Origin of the sequence: Sphingomonas sp. (genome assembly GCF_035998645.1) — a bacterium.
Lineage (GTDB): Bacteria > Pseudomonadota > Alphaproteobacteria > Sphingomonadales > Sphingomonadaceae > Sphingomonas.
In genome coordinates this window covers 906,648-926,309 of the sequence record NZ_DASYHL010000005.1, presented here as the reverse complement: position 1 = coordinate 926,309, position 19,662 = coordinate 906,648, and the positions used below count along the sequence as shown (strand labels likewise).

At 65.1% G+C, this 19,662-nt stretch carries 15 protein-coding genes; 10 read left to right on the top strand and 5 right to left on the bottom strand.

The window, feature by feature from the left end:
• Positions 1-51: 51 nt before the first annotated feature.
• The 6 genes from VGN66_RS18065 (at position 52) to phoA (ending at position 9,603) form a co-directional block, all read left to right on the top strand.
• Positions 52-819, top strand: coding sequence for an ABC transporter ATP-binding protein (locus VGN66_RS18065; RefSeq protein ID WP_327520164.1), 768 nt, complete (start codon positions 52-54; stop codon positions 817-819).
• Entirely contained in the window at positions 816-2,252 is a 1,437-nt protein-coding gene (locus VGN66_RS18060) for a DUF3526 domain-containing protein (RefSeq protein WP_327520163.1), read from the top strand. Before VGN66_RS18065 ends, VGN66_RS18060 begins: the two co-directional genes overlap by 4 nt.
• The gene (locus tag VGN66_RS18055) at positions 2,252-3,517 is read left to right on the top strand and encodes a DUF3526 domain-containing protein (RefSeq protein ID WP_327520162.1); all 1,266 of its coding nucleotides are present in this window, start codon (positions 2,252-2,254) and stop codon (positions 3,515-3,517) included. Before VGN66_RS18060 ends, VGN66_RS18055 begins: the two co-directional genes overlap by 1 nt.
• 745 nt (positions 3,518-4,262) lie before the next feature.
• Complete coding sequence (locus VGN66_RS18050; protein ID WP_327520161.1) at positions 4,263-7,010, top strand: TonB-dependent receptor; 2,748 nt, start codon at positions 4,263-4,265, stop codon at positions 7,008-7,010.
• Between the two features lie 127 nt (positions 7,011-7,137).
• Positions 7,138-8,172, top strand: a complete 1,035-nt coding sequence (locus VGN66_RS18045; protein ID WP_327520160.1) for a phosphatidylinositol-specific phospholipase C1-like protein — start codon at positions 7,138-7,140, stop codon at positions 8,170-8,172.
• 24 nt (positions 8,173-8,196) lie between these two features.
• Positions 8,197-9,603, top strand: coding sequence for an alkaline phosphatase (gene phoA, locus VGN66_RS18040; RefSeq protein ID WP_327520159.1), 1,407 nt, complete (start codon positions 8,197-8,199; stop codon positions 9,601-9,603).
• Between the two features lie 4 nt (positions 9,604-9,607).
• Here the strand turns inward: phoA and VGN66_RS18035 are convergent, their stop codons facing one another.
• The gene (locus VGN66_RS18035; protein ID WP_327520158.1) at positions 9,608-10,495 is read right to left on the bottom strand and encodes a JmjC domain-containing protein; all 888 of its coding nucleotides are present in this window, start codon (positions 10,493-10,495) and stop codon (positions 9,608-9,610) included.
• 212 nt (positions 10,496-10,707) lie between these two features.
• Between VGN66_RS18035 and VGN66_RS18030 the strand changes: the two genes are divergently transcribed.
• Together VGN66_RS18030 and VGN66_RS18025 are read left to right on the top strand one after the other, a co-directional pair.
• The gene (locus VGN66_RS18030) at positions 10,708-10,986 is read left to right on the top strand and encodes a PqqD family protein (RefSeq protein ID WP_327520157.1); all 279 of its coding nucleotides are present in this window, start codon (positions 10,708-10,710) and stop codon (positions 10,984-10,986) included.
• A 98-nt stretch (positions 10,987-11,084) separates the two neighbouring features.
• Complete coding sequence (locus VGN66_RS18025) at positions 11,085-11,990, top strand: hypothetical protein (protein WP_327520156.1); 906 nt, start codon at positions 11,085-11,087, stop codon at positions 11,988-11,990.
• A 17-nt stretch (positions 11,991-12,007) separates the two neighbouring features.
• On the opposite strand, the gene VGN66_RS18020 is transcribed toward VGN66_RS18025, so the two are convergent.
• The 3 genes from VGN66_RS18020 to VGN66_RS18010 form a co-directional block, all read right to left on the bottom strand.
• Positions 12,008-13,981 (bottom strand): asparagine synthetase B family protein, encoded by a 1,974-nt coding sequence (locus VGN66_RS18020; protein ID WP_327520155.1) that lies wholly within the window; start codon positions 13,979-13,981, stop codon positions 12,008-12,010.
• A 48-nt stretch (positions 13,982-14,029) separates the two neighbouring features.
• Complete coding sequence (locus tag VGN66_RS18015) at positions 14,030-14,182, bottom strand: hypothetical protein (RefSeq protein WP_327520154.1); 153 nt, start codon at positions 14,180-14,182, stop codon at positions 14,030-14,032.
• 365 nt (positions 14,183-14,547) lie between these two features.
• Positions 14,548-14,730 (bottom strand): hypothetical protein, encoded by a 183-nt coding sequence (locus VGN66_RS18010; protein WP_327520153.1) that lies wholly within the window; start codon positions 14,728-14,730, stop codon positions 14,548-14,550.
• Between the two features lie 451 nt (positions 14,731-15,181).
• Between VGN66_RS18010 and VGN66_RS18005 the strand changes: the two genes are divergently transcribed.
• Both VGN66_RS18005 and VGN66_RS18000 read left to right on the top strand, forming a co-directional pair.
• Positions 15,182-17,662, top strand: coding sequence for an energy transducer TonB (locus tag VGN66_RS18005; protein WP_327520152.1), 2,481 nt, complete (start codon positions 15,182-15,184; stop codon positions 17,660-17,662).
• The gene (locus tag VGN66_RS18000) at positions 17,662-18,765 is read left to right on the top strand and encodes a cytochrome-c peroxidase (RefSeq protein ID WP_327520151.1); all 1,104 of its coding nucleotides are present in this window, start codon (positions 17,662-17,664) and stop codon (positions 18,763-18,765) included. Before VGN66_RS18005 ends, VGN66_RS18000 begins: the two co-directional genes overlap by 1 nt.
• On the opposite strand, the gene VGN66_RS17995 is transcribed toward VGN66_RS18000, so the two are convergent.
• Positions 18,762-19,448, bottom strand: coding sequence for a TonB family protein (locus VGN66_RS17995; protein ID WP_327520150.1), 687 nt, complete (start codon positions 19,446-19,448; stop codon positions 18,762-18,764). The genes VGN66_RS18000 and VGN66_RS17995 overlap by 4 nt on opposite strands.
• Positions 19,449-19,662: the final 214 nt, after the last annotated feature.

Sequence of the window (19,662 nt, the reverse complement as noted above, 5' to 3'; positions counted from 1 at the left end):
GCCCGTCAATGACATGTTGCAACATTACATTGATCGCGTAATGAGGCGGCAATGCTCGCAGCATCCGTGGAGAAATTCGTGTCCGATCTCGTCCAGCCGCCAATTCTGATCGAAGATGTGCACCTCGCTTACGGGGCTCAGCGCGTGCTGAATGGCCTCAGCCTGGCCGTCCCGGCGGGAACGATCCTCGCGCTGCTCGGCGGAAATGGCGCGGGCAAATCGACGACGCTGGCGGCGCTTCTCGGCTTCCTCCGCCCACAATCGGGGCGGATCGCGCTGTGCGGTATCGACCCGGCGGCGGACCCCGACGCCGCGCGCCGGCGAATCGCCTATCTGCCCGAGAATGTCGCGCTCTACGAACATCTGAGCGCGGTCGAGAATGCCGATTACCTGCTCGCGCTGTCGGGCGAGCGCCAGACGCGCGGGGCGATCGTCGAGGCGCTGGAGGCGACCGGGTTGCAGCAGACGGCGTGGGATCAGCGGCTGGGCGGATTTTCGAAGGGGATGCGGCAAAAGGTCGCGATTGCCGTCGCGCTGCTGCGGCAGGTGCCGGTGCTGCTGCTCGACGAACCGACCTCGGGCCTCGATCCGCGCGCGACCGCCGATTTCAACGCCTTGCTCTCGACCGTCCGCGACCGTGGCACGGTGGTGTTGATGGTTACCCATGACCTGCTCTCTGCGGTCGATGTTGCCGACCGCATCGGCTTCCTCGATGCTGGGCGGATCGTCGAAGATGTGGCGGCGACCGGCAGTGAGCGGTTCGATATCCGCGCGCTCCACGCCCGCTTTGCCACCGGCGGCGCACAGGTCGCGGCATGAGCGCCGCCCGCCTGATTGCCCGCGACGAACTGCGCCTGATGACGCGCAATCGCGTCGCGGTCATCGCCTTCGTCCTGCTGGTCTTGCTGACCCTGGTCGCGGCACTCAGTTCCTGGTCGCACCAGCAGGGGATCGCCGATTTGCGCGCCCGCCATCAGGTGGCGGCGGAACACGCGTTCGACGCCCAGCCCGACCGGCACCCGCACCGCGTGGTCCATTACGGGACCTTCATTCAGCGCCCGCTCGGCCTGCTTGCGGCGTTCGATCCGGGCGTGGACGCGTTCACCGGCAGCAGCATGTTCCTGGAGGGGCATCGGCAGAACACCGCCAATTTCGGCGATGTGCGACAAAGCTCGCTGCTGGTGCGCTTCGGTCAGCTGACCCCGGCCTTCGTGCTGCAGGCGGTTGCGCCACTGCTGCTGATCTTCCTCGGCTACGGCGTGCTCTCGCGTGAGACTGAGCGGGGCACGCTCCGCGTACTGATGCTGCAGGGCGCGTCGCGCGGTCAGCTTGTGCGTGGCAAGGGCATGGCGCTTGGGCTCGTCGCGCTGCTCGCCGGCCTGCCGGCGATGATCGGCTTCGTGCTGATCGCGGGCAGTCCCGGTGCCTTGTTCCTGCCGATGGCGGTGATCGCGGCGGGCTATGCCGCCTATCTCGCTTTGTGGGTGGTCTTGATCCTGCTCGTCTCGGCGCGGGTGAAGCGTAGCCGCGATGCGCTGCTCGCGCTCGTCGCGATCTGGGCGGTCACTGTGGTGCTGCTCCCACGCGTCGCCCCCGATGTCGCGAGCGCCGCAGTGCCGCTTCAGAACCGGCTGCAAACCGACGTCGCCATCGCGCGCGACCTGCGCAAGATGGGCGACAGCCACAATCCCGACGATCCGCATTTCGCCGCGTTCAAGCAATCAGTGCTCGACCGCTATGGCGTGACGCGGGTCGAAGACCTGCCGGTCAATTACAAGGGCCTGCTCGCGCTGGAGGGGGAGAAGCTGACCTCCAGCCTGTTCGATCACTACGCAGCGCAAAGCTATGGCGCGCAAGAGAAGCAGAACGTGCTGGTCGCGACGATCGGCGTCGCTAGTCCCGCCATTGCGCTGCGGTCGCTGTCGATGGCGGCGGCGGGAACCGATTTCGCGGGCCATCGCCGGTTCCTCGAGCAGGCCGAAGCGTATCGCTACGCGCTGGTTCAGAAGCTCAACGCGCTGCAGGCAAGCGATGTCAGCTATGCCGATGATACGGCAACCGACCTTGCCGCCAATACCCGCAAGCGCGTCGACGCCGCAAATTGGGAGAAGATGCCCGACTTTGCCTATCGCGGGCCGTCAGCGCAGGCGCTCGCCACCGGCGCGCTGCCCGGCCTTGCCATCCTGATCGCCTGGCTTGCGGTTGCGCTCGCCCTGCTTGCCCTTGCCACCCGTCGCCTGGGAACCCGCTAATGACCCTCTGGATGCACGAAGTGCGGTTGCTGCTCCGCCAGCGCCTGACCTTGGTGGCGCTCGCGCTGCTCGCCCTGCTCACCGTGGCCGCGATCGGCGCAGGGCTTGCCGAGGTGGCGCGCCAGCGTGCCGCCATCGCCGCGATTCCCGCCGCACAGAGCGAGGATATTGCCGCGATCGCGGCCTATGTCGATCGCAGCAAGGACGCCGGCAGCGCGGCCTATTACAGCTTCCACCCGACCTGGGATTCGCCCGCGCCGCTCGCCTTTGCCGCGCTCGGGATGCGCGACGTGTCGCCCTATATCCTGCGTGTCCGTGCGCTGGGGCTGGAAGCACAAATCTATGACGGCGACACCTTCAACCCCGAACTGGCGCTGCCGGGCCGGTTCGACTTCGCCTTCGTGCTGGTGTTCCTGGCGCCGCTGTTCGTGATCGCGCTGTTCCACGATCTCGTCTCCAGCGAGCGCGAGGCGGGGCGCCAGCGCACGCTCGACGCGCTCCCGCGCGGTGGCAAACGATTGCGGCGGCGGCGCAGCCTGTTGCGCTTCGCCCTGCTCTGGGGCGTGCTCGCGATCCCCTTTGCCGTGGCAGCTGTCGCGTCGGGGGTCGGCGCGCTCGCTATCGCCATCGTCGTGCTGCTGATCGCCGCCTATCTGTTGTTCTGGATCGCCATGGCCGCGCTGGTCGGTCGGCTGCGCTGGAGCTCAGTCACCAACGCCGCCACGCTCGCGGCCTGCTGGCTCGTCCTGGTGCTGGTGGTGCCGACCCTCGCCAACGTCCTGATCAATCGCGCCATCCCTGTCGATCAGGGTGCCGAGATCGCCCTGGCCCAGCGCGATAAGGTCAATCGTGCGTGGGACATCCCGCGCGAGGAAACGATGGCACGTTTCTATGCCAGCCATCCCGAATGGGCGAAGTCCGCGCCGCTGCCGCCGAAATTCCATTACAAATGGTATTTCGCCTTCCATCAGGTCGGCGACGAGAGCGTCGCGGAGCAGGTGCGCGCCTATCGTGAGGGCCTGGAACGCCGTGACGCCACGGCGCGGTCGCTCGGCTGGGCCCTGCCGTCGGTGGGGGTGCAGGCGCTGCTTTCGCGGCTCGCCGAAACCGACCTGCGCGCGCAACTCGCCTATCAGGATCGCGTCCGCGCGTTCCACGGCAAGCTGCGCCAATTCTATTACAGCTATCTCTTCACCGATCAGCCCTTCGGCAAGGCGAACTTTGACAAAGCGCCAGCGTTCGATCCGGTCGCTGAAAACCCCTAGGACCAGGCGGCTCGAAGCGTTTTGGTCCGGTAGCGGGGCGAATATGCACGAGCGCGCGTCTGCGGGCGCGGACGAAACCGTCCGCGGCGGCGGTGCCTCCTCGGCGCCACGGCCGCGGTCCGCGGTGTCCGGTTTCCTCCCGGCCCGCCGGACCTCCGCGGCATAGCCACGTAGGAGCGTCACACGTGAACAACCTCGACGCCATCGATCGCGTCATGGCTGAGTTCATCCGCTACATCGAAAGCGGCTTTGGCCGGCGGAGCGAGGCGAACCGGTAGATCGTCGACCAGAGGGCGAGGATGCGGACCTTGATCTCCTTTTAGCTGAATCCCGCAAGCGCCTGGCATAAGCTCCGCGTCTCATCAGATGGCAGCCACATTGCTCACAGCGCTGGAACGCCCGCGCCTCGGACCGCCGACAAAATCTCACATTGGCCACATAATGGTCCGCTCGTCACAACCGCGTAACAAGTTGTCGCCACCTGCGTGCCAAGCCGAGGGGAGCGGCGCAGTGATCGTCTAACTGGCAATTCGCCAATCATTGCCGCTGGTTCCGCATCGATACGTTCATTCGGCCGGGAGAGGCTGGCGCGCTGAAGCCGACGGGCTGCTGAGCGTCAGAACGATAAGGCAAGCACAGGACCAAATATCACAATCCGGGTCGTTGGATCGGCCCGGGGGCGCCGTCGCGCGCGTCGGAAATGCCACGCGCGGGCACAGAGCTATTGGAAAAAGGGGGATCATCTATGCGTTGCACATCCAACCGGCTCGATCGTTCGAGCCAGCTTCTTCTCGGCGTCGCGCTCGCTGCGCTTACCGCAGTTCCGGCCACCGCCCAGACCACTCCGGCGGCGGGCGATGACGCCGTTGTCGACGAGGAGATCGTCGTTTCCGGCTATCGCCGCAGCCTGGAAGAAGCGATCGGCATCAAGCGCGAGACGGTCGGATTCTCCGACTCGATCGTCGCCACCGACATCGCCGATTTCCCCGAGCAGAACCTGTCCGAAGCGCTGCAGCGCGTGCCGGGTGTGACGATCGAGCGCGAAAAGGGCCTCGGCACCCGCGTCAACGTGCGCGGCCTGCCGACCGAGTTCACTTTCGTGTCGATCAACAAGCTGGCGACCGCTTCCGGCTCGGGCGGGCGCGACGTTGAATTCGACATTTTCGCGTCCGAACTGATCCAGTCGGTCACCGTACAAAAGTCGCCGACCGCCGCCGATGAGGAAGGCGGCATCGCCGGATCGGTCTCGATCCGCACCGCACGCCCGTTCGACAATCCCGGCCTGCGCCTGGTCGGCGGTGTCGAGGGTGCGTACAACTCGATCTCGCAGAAGATCGACCCGAACTTCTCGTTCCTCGCCAGCAACACGTTTGGCGATTTCGGCGTTCTGGTCTCGGTCGCCAAGCAGCAGCGCACCAACCGCACTGATTCGAACTCGGGCATCAACTTCCGCCCGATCGCGCGCTGGACCGACCGTACCGGCACCGTTTACCGCAACCAGGCGATTTCGGTGCTGCAGCGCGACGCCGGCATCACCTTCACCGACGCGATGAAGAACAAGATCGTCTTCCTCGATAAGGTCGGCGATCGCGTGTACCAGAACGATCAGGACCGCCTCGGCATCTCCGGTTCGGTCCAGTACAAGCCGAGCGAGAGCTTCAGCCTCGCGCTCGACGCATTCATCGGCTCCTACGACACGGTCGAGGACGAATATGACGCTGCGGGCTATTCGGCATCAAGCAATTCGACGCTCGAAACCATCCATGAATTCGACGCGACGACGCTGAGCAGCAGCGGCATCGTCGTGCTGCGCGACGTGTCCTACACCAACACCCAGCATGAGTTCCTGAGCAAGGAATACCTCACCGAGACGGATTATCGGCAGTTCGGCGGCGAGATGAACTGGGAAGCGGGGAACTGGAAGGTTACCGCGCTGGGCGGCTATTCGGGCGCCACACGGACGCTCGATTACGCCAACCTCAAGCATGTCGCCTACGCGCCGTCGCGCACCCGCTTCACCGAGACGGGCGGCGAGACGATCCCCAGCGCCAATCCCAACACGATCGACATGTACAATGCGCCCACGCGCTACCTGTTCGAGGCGTATGAGACGACGCGCGAAGAGATCAAGGACGACAAATATGCCGCTCAGGTCGATGTGAGCTACGGCTTTGACGACCTGTTCATCAAGCGCATCAATGTCGGCGGCCGCTACACGAACAAGACCAACCAGCGTCAATATGGCGAGGAGAAGATCCAGGGCCCGACGCGCGGCAGCACCGCCTATGTCAACGTCCGCCGCCTTGGCGACAGCCCGCTGACCAACGTCATCGATCTGGTCGGCGGCACCGATTATCAGGCGCGTGACCTGAGCTGGTCACAGATATCGAACGACTATGCGCGTGACTTCTTCCGCCCGGACGGGTTCGTTACGCCGTTCGCCAATGCGAACTACGCCAAGGTGAAGGAAGCGACGTTCGCGGGCTACGCGATGGTCGATTTCGAATTCGAGCTTGGCGTGCCGGTATTCGTCAATCTCGGCGGCCGCTATCTGCGCACCGACATCCATTCGGAAGGGTTCCATCAGATCCAGAACCCGAACGGAACGACCGGCCTGACCGCGGCACCGGTGGCGAGCGAGGGGAGCTATGAGAAGTTCCTGCCCTCGTTCAACATCCATGCCGAGCTGACCGACAGCCTGATCCTGCGCGCCGCCGCGTCGCAGACGCTGATCCGCCCGGCGCTTGGCGACCTCGCCTACAAGCGCACCGCCAGCTACAACAATTTCCGCTTCACCGACGGTAACCCCGGCCTCAAGCCGACCTATGCCGACCAGTGGGAAGTGGGCGTCGAGAAGTATCTCGGCGGTGGTGGCATCCTGTCGGCGTCCTACTTCTGGAAGAAGATCAAGGGCGTGGTGCAGAATCAGCTGACCGGCGAGGTCAAGGGCGTGACCGTCTACAACGCCAATGGCACGGTCAACGGGATCTACGACTTCGACGTCTATCAGCCGGTCAATGCCGAGGGTTCGTACAAGGTCAGCGGCTTTGAGCTGAACGCGGTGATCCCGTTCGGCATGTTCGCTGATTGGGCCGACGGGTTCGGCGTCAACGCCAACGCGACCTTCCTCGACAGCTCGCTGACCGGCCAGTCATCGCTGGGCATCCCGACGGCGCCGATTGGCCTCGCCGACAACAGCTACAATGCGACCGTATTTTACGACAAGGGGCCGCTCTCGGTCCGCGTCTCGTACAACCGCAAGGGCGCCTATGTGGAGCGGATCGAGCGGAATATGTATCCGGTCTATCGCGACGCCTATGGCCAGTTCGACGTCGCCGCCAGCTATCAGCTGACGCGCAATTTCCGCGTCGAGCTGCAGGGCATCAACATCGGCAATGCCAAGACCACCGGCTACACGATGGATCCGTCCTTCCCGACCACCTATGAGTTTTCGGGAAGCCGGATCAGCCTGGGCGTGCGCGCCCAGTTCTAAGTCGCCAATCCGCCCCGTCGCTTCGGCGGCGGGGCCTACTTGGCGCAAGACTGTCATATTGCACTGATAGCGCGCGGACCGGCGGCCTTTTCGGCACGCCGGTCCGCCTGCTTTTCCGGAGTTTGCCATGTTCTGGCTGTTCGCCCTGCCGATGATCGTTGCGACGGACGCGCCACTTCGCATCAACGACCTGACGATGGTCGGCACGCACAACAGCTACAAGCTGGCGATGCCGGCCGAGCGGATGGCGCAATTGCGCGCGGCCGATCCGGCCAGCGCCGACGCCCTCGACTATGCCCACCGCCCGATCGTGGAGCAGCTGAACGCCGGTGTGCGCCAGCTTGAGCTCGACATCTGGTACGATCCGCGCGGCGGCCTCTATGCCGATGGGTCAGACGATCCCGCGATGCAGCAGCCGGGGTTCAAGGTTCAGCATATGGCGGGGTTCGACAACCGCTCGAACTGTCTCACGCTCGTTGCCTGCCTGACGATCATCCGGAACTGGTCGGACGCCAATCCGGGCCATGTGCCGATCCTGCTGATGTTCAACACCAACGACAATGGCCGCTTCCTCAAGGGCGAGCCTTACAGCGAAATCGCCTATGACGCGCTTGATGCCGAAGTGCGCTCGGTGCTGTCGCCCGACAAGCTGATCGTGCCGGATGATGTGCAGGGCGATCATCCGACACTGCGCGATGCGGTGCTCGCCAATAGCTGGCCCACGCTGGCGGCGTCGCGCGGCAAGTTCATGTTTGCGCTCGACGAAGGCCCGGCCAAGGTCGCGCTCTATCGCGGCGCGCGCCGTTCGCTCGAAGGGCGGGTGTTCTTCGTCAATACCGACGAGCAATCGCCCGCCGCAGCCTATCTGACGCTCAACGATCCCATCGGGCAGGCCGATCGCATCGCCGCCGCAGTGAAGGCGAACTTCATCGTGCGGACCCGCGCCGATGTCGCCACCCGCGAAGCGCGCACCAACGATTCCCGCCCGCGTGGTGCTGCCCTGCGCAGCGGGGCGCAGTACATCTCGACCGACTATCTCTGGCCCGACCCCCGCTTTGCCGGCGACTATCGCGTGGTTCTGCCCGATCGCGCCGTCGCATTGTGCAACCCGGTGCGCCGACCGCTGGGGTGCCGCACGATTACCGAACCTGCTAACCGCTGACCGACAGTACCGGAGCTTCAATCGATGATCTCACGCCTTAGCCTTGCCGCCCTGCTCGTCCTCACCGCGCCGACCGCGCTGGCGCAGGAAGCTGCACCCGTTCCGGCACAGGGCGCGCAGGCAGATGCGCGCGCGCCAGGCGGCGCGCGCCGGGTCGAGGATGACAGGCGCGACGCGTATCGCAAGCTTCTCGCCAAGGGGCAGGTGCGTAACGTCATCCTGCTGATTGGCGATGGGATGGGCGATTCCGAAATCACCATCGCGCGCAACTATGCGCAAGGGGCAGGGGGCTATTTCAAGGGCATCGACGCGCTGCCCTTTACGGGCCAGATGACCCATTATTCGCTCGACCGCGAAACCGGCAAACCCAACTACGTCGCCGACAGCGCCGCGACCGCGACCGCATGGGCGTCGGGCGTCAAAAGCTATAACGGCGCGATCGGCGTCGACATTTACGGCAAGCCGCACCGCACGCTGATCCAGATTGCCAAGGCAGCAGGGATCGCCACCGGCAATGTCTCGACCGCCGAAATTCAGGACGCGACGCCGGCCGCGTTGGTGGCGCATGTCACCCAGCGCAAATGCTATGGGCCGGAGGCGACCAGCAAGACCTGCCCGACCAACGCGCTTGAAAATGGCGGGCTGGGATCGATCACCGAACAGCTGCTCGACACGCGGCCCGACCTGATCCTGGGCGGCGGCGCGGCGAGCTTTGCCGAGAGCGCCAAGGCCGGCAAGTTCGCCGGCCGCACGCTGATGGAGCAGGCGCAAGAGCGTGGTTTTCGCATCGTGCGCGACGCATCCGAACTCGACGCAGTGACGCAGGCCGATACCCGCCAGCCGCTGATCGGCGTGTTTTCACCCGGCAACATGCCGGTGCGCTGGATCGGCCCGCGCGCCAGCGTTCGTGGCAATATCGACCAGCCCGCTATCACCTGTCAGCCCAACCCGCAGCGGACTGCGGCGCTGCCGACGCTCGCGGCGATGACGCGCAAGGCGATCGGGTTGCTCAAGGACAATCGCAAGGGCTTCTTCCTCCAGGTCGAGGGCGCGTCGATCGACAAGCAGGATCATGCCGCCAATCCGTGCGGGCAGATCGGCGAGACGGTGGATTTGGACGAAGCGGTTCAGGTCGCGCTGGAGTTTGCGCGGGCCGATGGTCACACGCTGGTAATCGTCACCGCCGATCACGCCCATACCAGCCTGATCGTCGGCAATGGCAGCCGAGCGCCCGGCCTGACCGCCGCGCTCAACACCCGCGAAGGCGGCGTGATGACTGTGCATTACGGCACGGCGGAGGAGGGGTCGCAGGGCCACACCGGCGGACAGTTGCGGGTCGCCGCCTTCGGACCGCGTGCGGTGAATGTCAGCGGCCTGCTCGACCAGACCGACCTGCACTACATCATTCGCGACGCGCTCGGGCTGGACTGACCTGTTAGCCTGCACCCAGCAGGCCCGCGCGCACCGACCGCTGTTTCTGGGCGAGCCAAGCGCGGGTCAGCGCGGTTACGTCCATTTCCTGGACCCGGCGGATCAGCGCCTCCTTCAGCTGCGTGTCCTGCGCTTGAAGGTCGGTTTCGCCCTCGTCCACATACAGCCGCGACGCCAATCCCGGATCGGTCGTCTCCCATTGCTGCTGCACCATCTTCAGCAGGTCAGCGCCGCAGGGGCGCCTGATTAATGCTCCCAGATGCAGCGATGGCTCGAGCGGAACGCACTGATGATAGAGGCCGGCTGGCACGAACAGCATGTCGCCAGGCTGCATCACGAACTCATCCGTGACCGTCTCAGGCGCAGGCATTTTACGCTTTCGCCAAGGGGCCTCAATCGGAGTTCCCAGTATTTTCCAGTGCTTGCGCCCCGCGACCTGGACGATGATGAGATCCCGGTCGTCATAATGAGGGGGCAGGCCGCACACCGTGCCAAGCGAGCCGATGGCATCGATGCTGACCACGGCGCCCAGGGCCTGCTCCAGCTTGACGGCTTCATCCCAGAAATAGCCCGATGAACTGTCCAGGCCATTGAAGATCGCGGTGATGCCCTGGCTCAGCCAAGGCCGCAGCGCTGACCGGTCCAACCGCCCTTTCGGGTCGATCATGCCAAACCGGCCGAGGTCAATGGGCTTCCCATTCTTGAAAAAACGGAAAATATCGGGACGGGCATATTCCCGGTTCAGGAAATCCTCCAGCCATCCCCAGGATACAAGATCAGCACTTTCGGGGAACACTGCCGGCAAGTGGCGCAGTTGGCGACTGGAGAAATGCTCATTCCATTCGGATAGCGACAGGATCGAGAACATCTTTTCCGAGAAACTGATCATCATGATTGCCCATTTTGATTTTCTTTGGCTTTTTTACTACCCGCGCTTCAATCTCGGGCAGGAAATCCCTCTGAATCACTGTGAATGACCCCAACCACCCATGCGGCACCCGCATTGGACGGTCGGCTCTTTTATGCCATGGCTCGATCCGATAACAGAGGGGTGAAGCCCGGTCGGTAGCCTGGGCGCCAGGGTTGGTTGAAGGTTCTTGGAAGATGGCGACAATCGAAACCGTGCTGGTCCGGAGCGATCATTGTCTGTCCAGCGGAATCGACGATGACCTGGTGATGATCGACGTGGAGAGCGGTCAGTACTTCGCCCTCGATGCGATCGGCCACGATATCTGGAACCGGCTTGAACAGCCGGTACGGGTGGGTGATCTCTGCGTGGCGCTGGAACACGCCTATTCCGCCCCGCTGGACGTGATCACGGCGGATGTGCTGCGTCTTCTGAACGTTATGGCTGGCGAGGGGCTGGTGAAAGCCGTGGCGTGAGCGCGCGCTTCGACCGCCGGACAATCAGTCATCGGCGGGCTTGAAGCCTCAGCTTTCGCACCGAACACCCGCCTGTATTCCCCACCAAGGACCCTTTGATGCATCATTACCGGATCAGCGGCTGGACGCTGGCAACAGAGGTCCCGCTGCCGCATCTTTTTCCCTGCTCGGCGCCGTCGGGCGGGGCGGGGGTCGACATCACCCTGCGTCTGGGATCGGTGCCGCCGCCACAGGCGCCGCTGCGGCTGGACCGGGACGGGATCCAGGTCGGCGCTGATGGCCGGACCGTGATCGACGTCCCCGATTGCGTGCGGATCGGGCTGACGGACGGACGCGATATCATTGTCGATCCGGCGCCGGGTGCGCCCTGGCCCGAGATTCAGACCTGGCTGCTGGGGCCTGGCCTGGGGGTGATCTGCCATCAGCGGCGTGTGCTCCCGCTCCATGCCTGTGCCATCCGGGTCGGAAATGGCGCGCTGGGCATCGTCGGCAACAGCGGGGCAGGCAAGTCCACCACGGCCACCGCCATGGTCCAGCGGGGGCACCGGCTGCTCGGAGATGATGTGCTGGTTGCCGATCCGGAAACGGGTGTGGCACAGCCCTGCTTCCCCATGGTCAAACTTTGGGACAGTAGTCGCAACGCCCTGGAGATTGGCCGGGAGGGACAGCAGGCCGTGGGCCGCAAGGTCGGCAAATGGCACATGCCGATGCTGGCCGCCTTTGATTCAGAGTCCCGACCGCTATCCGCCATCGTGCATCTGCGGGCTGACCCGTCAGCCCAGCGGCCTGTCCTGACCCGCTGGCCGCGGGCCCATGCAGCGGCGGTGCTGGACGCCATGATTTACCGGGCTTATCTGGCCGACGCCCTGCATGGACGTCGGCATGTCCTGTCGGCGGCAGTGCAGTTGGCGGCGCGCGTGCCCGTCTGGGAACTCGCGCGCACGACCGATTTTGCCGACTTGCCCGAGATGCTGGACATGCTGGAAGGGCTGGTGAGCGCCTGAGGGCGCCGACCACATGATCAGCCGTTTCCGCCTTCCACCATGCGGATGAAGCGACCCACCGACAGCCCCCGCAGCAGGACCAGACGATAGGCCATTTCGCCGTCCGGGCTTGCCAACCGCTCTGCCGGTATCTGTTCGGTCGGGGTGGCCGGGTCGGGCAGATCGGCCACCAGTCGGTCCAGCCGTTCGAGATCCAGAACACGCGACGCCACGGGGGACGATCGCAGCCGCGCCAGCTCCTCCGCTATCCCGTCGCGGCTGGCCACGGTCTTCTCATACCAGTCCGCCGCCTGTACGCCACGCGTCCGGCGGTTCAGCATGGTATCAGGCAGCAAACCCGCCATGGCATCGCGGAACAGCGAGGCGCGCCGGCCGCCCTGTATGAAAAAGCCCTCCGGGATCGTCAGACAGAAATCCAGCAGCCGGCGGTCGGCGGTCGGATCGCGGACATCGATGCCATGTTCGGCGAGGGTGGCATGGTGGTAAACGCCGGGGTCGGCGAGACGCATCGCGAACAGGCGCGCGGTCCGGCTGTCGCTGAATCTCGGAGTCAGGGCGCGGCTCTTCCGGGTGGCCGTGAGCCTGTCCATCTCCATTGCAGCCGCGAAGGCGGGGGACAGGGCCGTATAGTCGCAAACGCCAGGCTGGTGCCGGTGCCGGTGCCGCAGTAGACGGAGCAGAGGCGGCAGAAGGGGGCCAAGGGCCGCGGAGGCCGCCATGCGCCACCCGCCGCCGTCGCGCATCAGACCACGCGTCAATTTGGCCAACTGCCACCAGTGGCCCTGCCGGAACAGCCGGGCAAGATGGGGCTGGCCGTCGAAACTGACCGACAGATTGCCCATGGCGCCAGTCAGCAGCACCGTGATGCCGCTGCGGGCCGCCGTCTCTTCGATGACCCGCGACCAGCCCAGGTTGCAGATATTGAGGAACGGTGTCTCCAGATAGGGCAATGTCCGTTCCAGGTCGCGCAGCGGGCCATCCGGCCCCGCCCGGATGATGCGGTGCTCGATATTGCTGAAACGGCGCGCCACCTCGCCGGCGCTCCCGGATTCATCAATCACTCGGGCAGGGGGGTAGGGGCCGGTGAAACCCTCGCGCGGGGCTCCGGTAAAGGCGGTCAGGCCTTTTGCCTGGGCCGACAATTCCCGAGCGGCGAGGGCCGTGACGGAGGCGCTGTCATACCCGGCGCTCAGATGGCTGCCGATACCGCCGCCGGGCCGCACGCGCAGACAGGCGCGGACTGCCTGGGTATAAAGCCGGCCAAACTCCTCGACATGCTCCCGGTAATCCCCGGATCGGACCGGTTCCTTGAACGCACCCGGCCAATACTGCACCAGCCGTCGCTGCTCCCCCTGAACCAGCAGATAATGTCCAGGCGGAACCCGCGACAGGTCGCGGTAGAGGGTCCTTGTCCCTTCCTGCGGAAGCAGGGCCACATAGGCTCCCAGTTCGGCGGCATTCAGGGCGTTGGAAAATTCGCCTGAGGCGAACAGCCCTTTCGCCATGGACGCAAAGGCGAACAGCCCGGGTCGGTGGGCGAAGAACAGGGGCCGGCCGCCATAATGATCGCGGGCCAGTAGCAGCCGCTGTTCCCGGCCATCCCACAGGGCAAAGGCGAAATCGCCGCTCAGCCGGGACACGCAGTCCGGTCCCCATCGGCGATAGGCGGCCAGGATCAGCGCCGCATCGGAACACCGCTCCCCCGCTCCGGCCACCCAGCCGAGGTCTAGCGCCAGTTCAGCAGCATTATCGATGCGGGCATCCGCCGCCACACAGATACGCCGATCGCCATCCCACAGTGGCTGGCGGTCGATCATATCGGTATCGGTAATGTGGGATTGCCGACAGGTCAGAGCCAGGCCGGCTGTGGCGATGTCACTGATTCCCGCACGAGCCGGACCATAAGCGGCAAGGGCGGCCCCCATGCGCGCGACACGCTCGGCTGTATGAACAGCACCATCATGCCGCCACAAACCGGCAATGGCAGTCAATGGCCCCGCCTCTCCGCTTCGCGGAGGGTATCAGGAACCGTCACCGAATCAGGACGCGGCGCCCTGGCCCCAGTTGCCATCAGGAGAAGCAGGACCGGAAAAGGCCACTTCCGTCCCGGTATTGACGTCCAAACGCTGCAGTTCCGGGGCCTTCCATTCGGCCTTGGGCTGGCGATCCGGCTGAGTATTGCTGTTGTCCATGACGGCCCCGTTTGAAGTCCAGACGTTGATGACTGCATGCCAAGGGCTGCGGCCGACTGAGCAGCCCTCTTGCAAGCTCGCCATGATCAGTCAAGTTCATATCGGCTGGCGATCGAAGGTTGGCCACGGTGTTCCACGCCAAATGATCAGATGGCACTCCTTGATGGAGCGGAAGCTGGAGAGCGGGCGCTTCAGTCGCGGATGTCAGCTATCGCTGCCTCCGGTCCGAAAAGCTGCCAGTCGGGAAAGCGCCCCATTTCGCGACGTCAGTCTCGGGGGCGGCCGCCCAGGAAAGCGTGCATCACCACCAGCCAGGCCGCGACCGTGCCGGTGACCGCGGTGGCGATGCCGACGAGCAGCGCCAACTACGCGGAGGTGGCGGCATAGCGCATGACGTTGCGCCCGGCGATGTCCGCGTTCTCGCGGCCCAGCGCGGCGAACACCACCCCGACCAGCGGCAGCGCGACGGCAATCCCGGCCGCCCCCGCGAGGGCGGCCGGGATCGAGATGCGTGGAAGAGCGCCCTGGCGCGGCGCCGTCAGCGCCAACCCGCTGCGCTCATCATCGACTGGGCCTCCGGCTGCCGCGCGGCGAAGGCGGCGACGCGCGCGCGGCGCATGAAGCCGTACCAGTTACCGCCGGGTTCGCGCAGATTGCCGGGATGCGTGCGGTGAGCGTCTCGGACTGAACCGGCTGGAACAGGCCCGCCTGCTGCGCGCGCCACAGCGCGCCAGCGTCGGCGGTGATGAACAGGTCCGCGGGGCTGTTCGCGCCCTCGCTCTTCATCCGGGCGATGTTCGCGCCGCGATTGCTGTGAGGGTCGCGCGTCGGACAGTTCCTGCCGCCGCGATCTCGCGTGCAGCTGCACTCACCGCAGCCAGCCCAAAGCCGAGGGCGAGAGCTGTGTCGCGTTTTTAGCGCGCGTCACCCTTGCAACGCTTAGTTGCCATCTTTATGCGACCGAGTCGCAATAGCATTACTTACGGATCGGGGGTTTTCTTGGCTAAGTTCACATATTTGTGCGGTGCTGCGGCGGCTTCGTTGGCATGGGCTGCACCTGCGTTGGCGCAGGACGCCCAGCGGCTTCCTGAAGTCGTCGCCGAGGGCGCGCGCGCTGAACCGCCCTATCAGGCGGGCGAGGGCGTCGAGACGGGGACCAGCACGATCGAGCGCAAGCAGATCGTGATCTGCACGCCGGGGTCGGGGGACGTCAATCAGCTGCTCAAGGCGCTCCCGACGGTCCAGTTCACGCGAAACGAAGGGCTGGCAACGCGTGAGGACATCCAGGATCTGCGCCCTGCCGACATCGCCATCTCGGGCGGGCGATTCTATGACAACCTCTTCACGCTCGACGGTGTCGATGTGTCCTCGCGGCTGGACGTGACCCAGGACAATCCGTTCAACTTCAACGAGGTCTCGGGCGCGGGGGCGCAGGGGGTGTGGATCGACTCCGAACTGGTCGGCAGCATCACCCTGCGCGACTCCAATGTCTCGGCCGAACATGGCCGCTTCACCGGCGGCTCACTGGAGATCGAGAGCCGCGCGCCAGCGCAGGTGCTCCGCAGCAGCGTGAATGCGAGTTACACCTCGGACGCGCTCACCAGCTTCAAGGTGTCGGATCGATCGCGCGACGCGCTCGGGACCAGTTTTCCCGACCGGCCGCAGTTCGACAAATGGCGCTATGGCGCGAGCATCGATCTGCCGGTGATTGACGGGCTGACGACCTTGTTCGCCTATAGCCGCTCTCAGGCGGAAGTGACCTATTTCCGCGGCGCCAATTACGGAAACACGCCGTTCGGCCAGTCGAGCGTCAGCGAGAATTTCCTGGCCAAGGCGCAGGCTGAACTGGGGAGCGGGACCACCGCGACGGCGCAGGTCACCTACAGCCCGTATCGCAGCGAGGCGTCCAGCGCGAACGGAGTTGATAATCTGATCACCAGCCATGGTGGCGGCGTGACCGGTCGGCTTGGCCTGTCCCATTCGGGCAAGGTCGACTGGTCGCTCGATGCCACCTTTGCCCATAGCGACACCAGCCGTGAGGCACCTGAATTCAACTATTCGATCCCCTCGTCAACCGCGACCGGCAATGTCTGCGCGGCCAGCAACTGCACGTTCGGCGGTTTTGGCGATCTTGAGCAGCGCCAGAACAACTATGGATTGAAAGGCCGCGCCGCGACGCAGCTTGGCTTTGGCAAACTGTCCGCCGGGCTCGACTATCAGCGGATCGACGCGCGGCGTCGGCGGGCGCAGGATGGCGGTGCCTTTCAGATGGGCGTGACCGGCGCGAACATCGTCTGCGCGCAGGACGAGGGACTGGCGTGCGTTACGGGCCAATATGCGCTGACGCGACAGCAGGTTTACAGCGCCTATGACGCGCGGGTGGAGATGGACAGCCTCGCCGCCTGGGTCGAGGCCACGGCCGAGCTCGGCGATGTCACCGCGCGCGCCGGTCTGCGCTACGACCATGAAAGCTTCCTCAAGAACCATAATCTGGCACCGCGGCTGTCGGTCGCATGGCAGACGCCGCTGGATGGATGGTCGCTGACGCTGGGCGCGAACCGCTATTATGGCCGCTCGTTGCTCGCCTATGCGATGCGTGCGCAATATCCGGTCAATCTGACGCTGGAGCGGGTGGCCACAGTGACCGGCGGCAACCGCGTCTATTCGGATAACTGGACGATCCGCAGCACCAGCGCCTCGGCCCGCTATTCGGGCGACGGCAATCTCAAGACGCCCTATTCCGACGAGTTGACCGCATCGATCAGCGGCACGCTGCTCGGCGGCAGGCTGAGCGTGCGCGGGATCTATCGCGAGGGACGCAACGAGTTCACGCGCGCGCCGGGTACGACCGAGACGATCGTCCTGCCGAATGGCGCAAGCGACACCTACACGCAGTACATTCTCGCAAATGACGGGTTCAGCAGCTATCGCGGCGCGTCGCTCGAATATGTCCGCGCTTTCGGCAAGCACAGCATCGCGGTCAACCTGAACTGGTCGAAAACGCGCAGCAGCAACGACGATTATCTCGTCGATGTCGAGGACACGCTGGATGGTACCCCTGTGCTGTTCCAGGGCCAGATCCTGTCGATCGACACGGTCGAGGCAATGAACCAGCGCGAGGATTTCGCTTCGCCATTGCTGGGCAATGTCACCTGGACCGCGCAGTGGCTGTCCGATCGCGTCCAGACCAACGTCAATTTCCGCTATCGCCACGGCTTCAGCCGGATCGAGGATACCGGCGTCAATCAAACGGTCGGTGGCGTGCGCTACGACGTATTCGACTATGTCGCCTATCCCGACGCGCTGGACGTCAATCTCAATGCACGGATCGACGTCATCAAATCGGCGCTGGGAACGGTGACGGCCGATGTGCGGGTCGCCAACCTGCTGGACAATACGCCTGCTCCGAATTCGACGCTGACGACGCAGCCCTATCAGTTCGGCCGGACCGTCTGGCTCGGCGTGAACTGGCGCTTCTGATGCGGCGCAGGACCGGAACATTGAAGGGGTTGTCGCATTCGCTGCTTGCGGGGACGGCGTTGCTGTTCGTGGCGGCGCTGGGTGCGCGCGCGAGCAACGATGGCGCGCCGTTCGATTTGCGCTTTGCCTATTCGGGGGCGCCGGAGACTTGGCCGCGCCCGCAATTGCGGCCCGGCGCGGCGTTCGAGGAGTTTGCGCCGCTGCCGCCGCCGGCAACGCCGGGGCCGCGCGAAGCGAAGCTGATCGCGCTGGGTGCCAGGCTGTTCGACGACCCGCGCCTCTCGGCATCGGGCCAGATCGCCTGCGCCTCCTGTCACGCGGCCGAGCTCGCCTTTAGCGACGCGTTGCAGCGCCCCTTTGGTCATGATCGCCAGCGCGGGCGGCGCAACTCCCAGGCGTTGCTCGTCACCCGCTGGATGACCCCGTTATTCTGGGACGGCCGCGCCGAGACATTGGAGGAACAGGCGCTGCACCCGATCACCGACCGGGTCGAGATGGCAGCTGACCTTGCCGAGGTCGAGCGGCGCATGAACACGATTGCTGCCTATCGCGCCGCCTTTGCCGAGGTCACCGGCCGCACGAAGGTCACGCGGGCCGATCTGGCGGACGCGCTGGCGGCATTTCAGCGCAGCCTGCGCCCGCGCGCCACGCGGTTCAGCCGCCTTGTTGCAGGCGACAATCGCGCGATGAGCGACCAGCAGCTCAAGGGGCTGCACCTGTTCCGCACCAAGGCTGGGTGCGTGAACTGCCACAGCGGCATGTTGCTGAGCGATCGGCGGTTCCACAATCTGGGGCTGAGCTTCTACGGGCGTCCGCGCGAGGATCTCGGCCGGTGGGAAGTGACCGGTGTTGCGGCGGATGTTGGGCGCTTCCGCACACCCTCGCTGCTCAACGCGGGACGCACCGCCCCCTATATGCACAATGGGTTGTTGCGATCGTTGGACAACGTCGTCGCCTTCTACAATGGCGGGGGTGGGCGCGATCGCCGCGCTAAGCCACTTAAGGGGAACGCGCCGCCGCCAACGCCGGATCCGCTCATCCAGTCGCTCGGCCTGACCCGCGAGGAGCAGGAGGCGCTGGTCGCGTTTCTGGAGGCGCTCTAGCTGCCTGCCCGGTACCGCATCGGAACTTCAAAGCTCAGTACTTCAGCGGGAGCGGACTTGAGTGGGCGGGGAAACGGAGAGGCGCCGCGGACCTGTCGAACAGCGAGCGCGTCGAGCCACGAAAGGCCGCTTCCGCGGACCACGCGCACATGGTCTGCCCTGCCACGACGGTCAATGGTGAAGGCGATGAGCACGGTTGCGTCGAGCGCGTTGCGCACGTGTGACTCGGGGAAGCGCTGGTGACGCTTGATCCAGGCGAGGACCATCGAAGAATAGGCGTTGGTCTCGGCTCGAGATGGGGCTGCGGGGAAGTCAGATGCTGCAAGCGGTTGTGGGTGCAGAACCGTCGCGTCCGCGGCGTGGCGCAAGCCGTTCGCGGCGTTCGCCGCGGGGGTGTTCGGAAACGGGTCAGCGATGCGATCAATCGGCGCGTTTGCTGAATGCTGGCTAGTATCGGGGGCAGGCGCAGGTACGACCTTTGCCCCGTGCTGAGAGGGGCGTTGCGCCGGCAGTTTCGGCGGTGCCGGTGCGTACGCTGCGGGGCTACCAGGTGGTTCGGCTTCTGGAGCTACCGTAAACGCATGGAGCGGGGCGGTGTAGGCTGGTCCGCTCAAGCCAACGCGAGGTGCCAGGGTCAGGATCAGAACGCCAAGAAGCCCGGCGGTGAGCGCGAGCGACGCCATGAACGAGGGAACCCGAGCCGAGAGCATAAAATTTGATAGCGCGAATGCGAGGCATTCGCAACCTTGGGTGTAAACGTGCTACGGACCCGGGTGACTTGAGCGCGTTCCGGCTGCGTTTAATATGTGGCAACGATGTCTGCACGTTGACCGATCTGGTGCATCGCCTCTGACGCATGGGGGCCTGATCGACACTACCGGCACATGCCATCCGTCG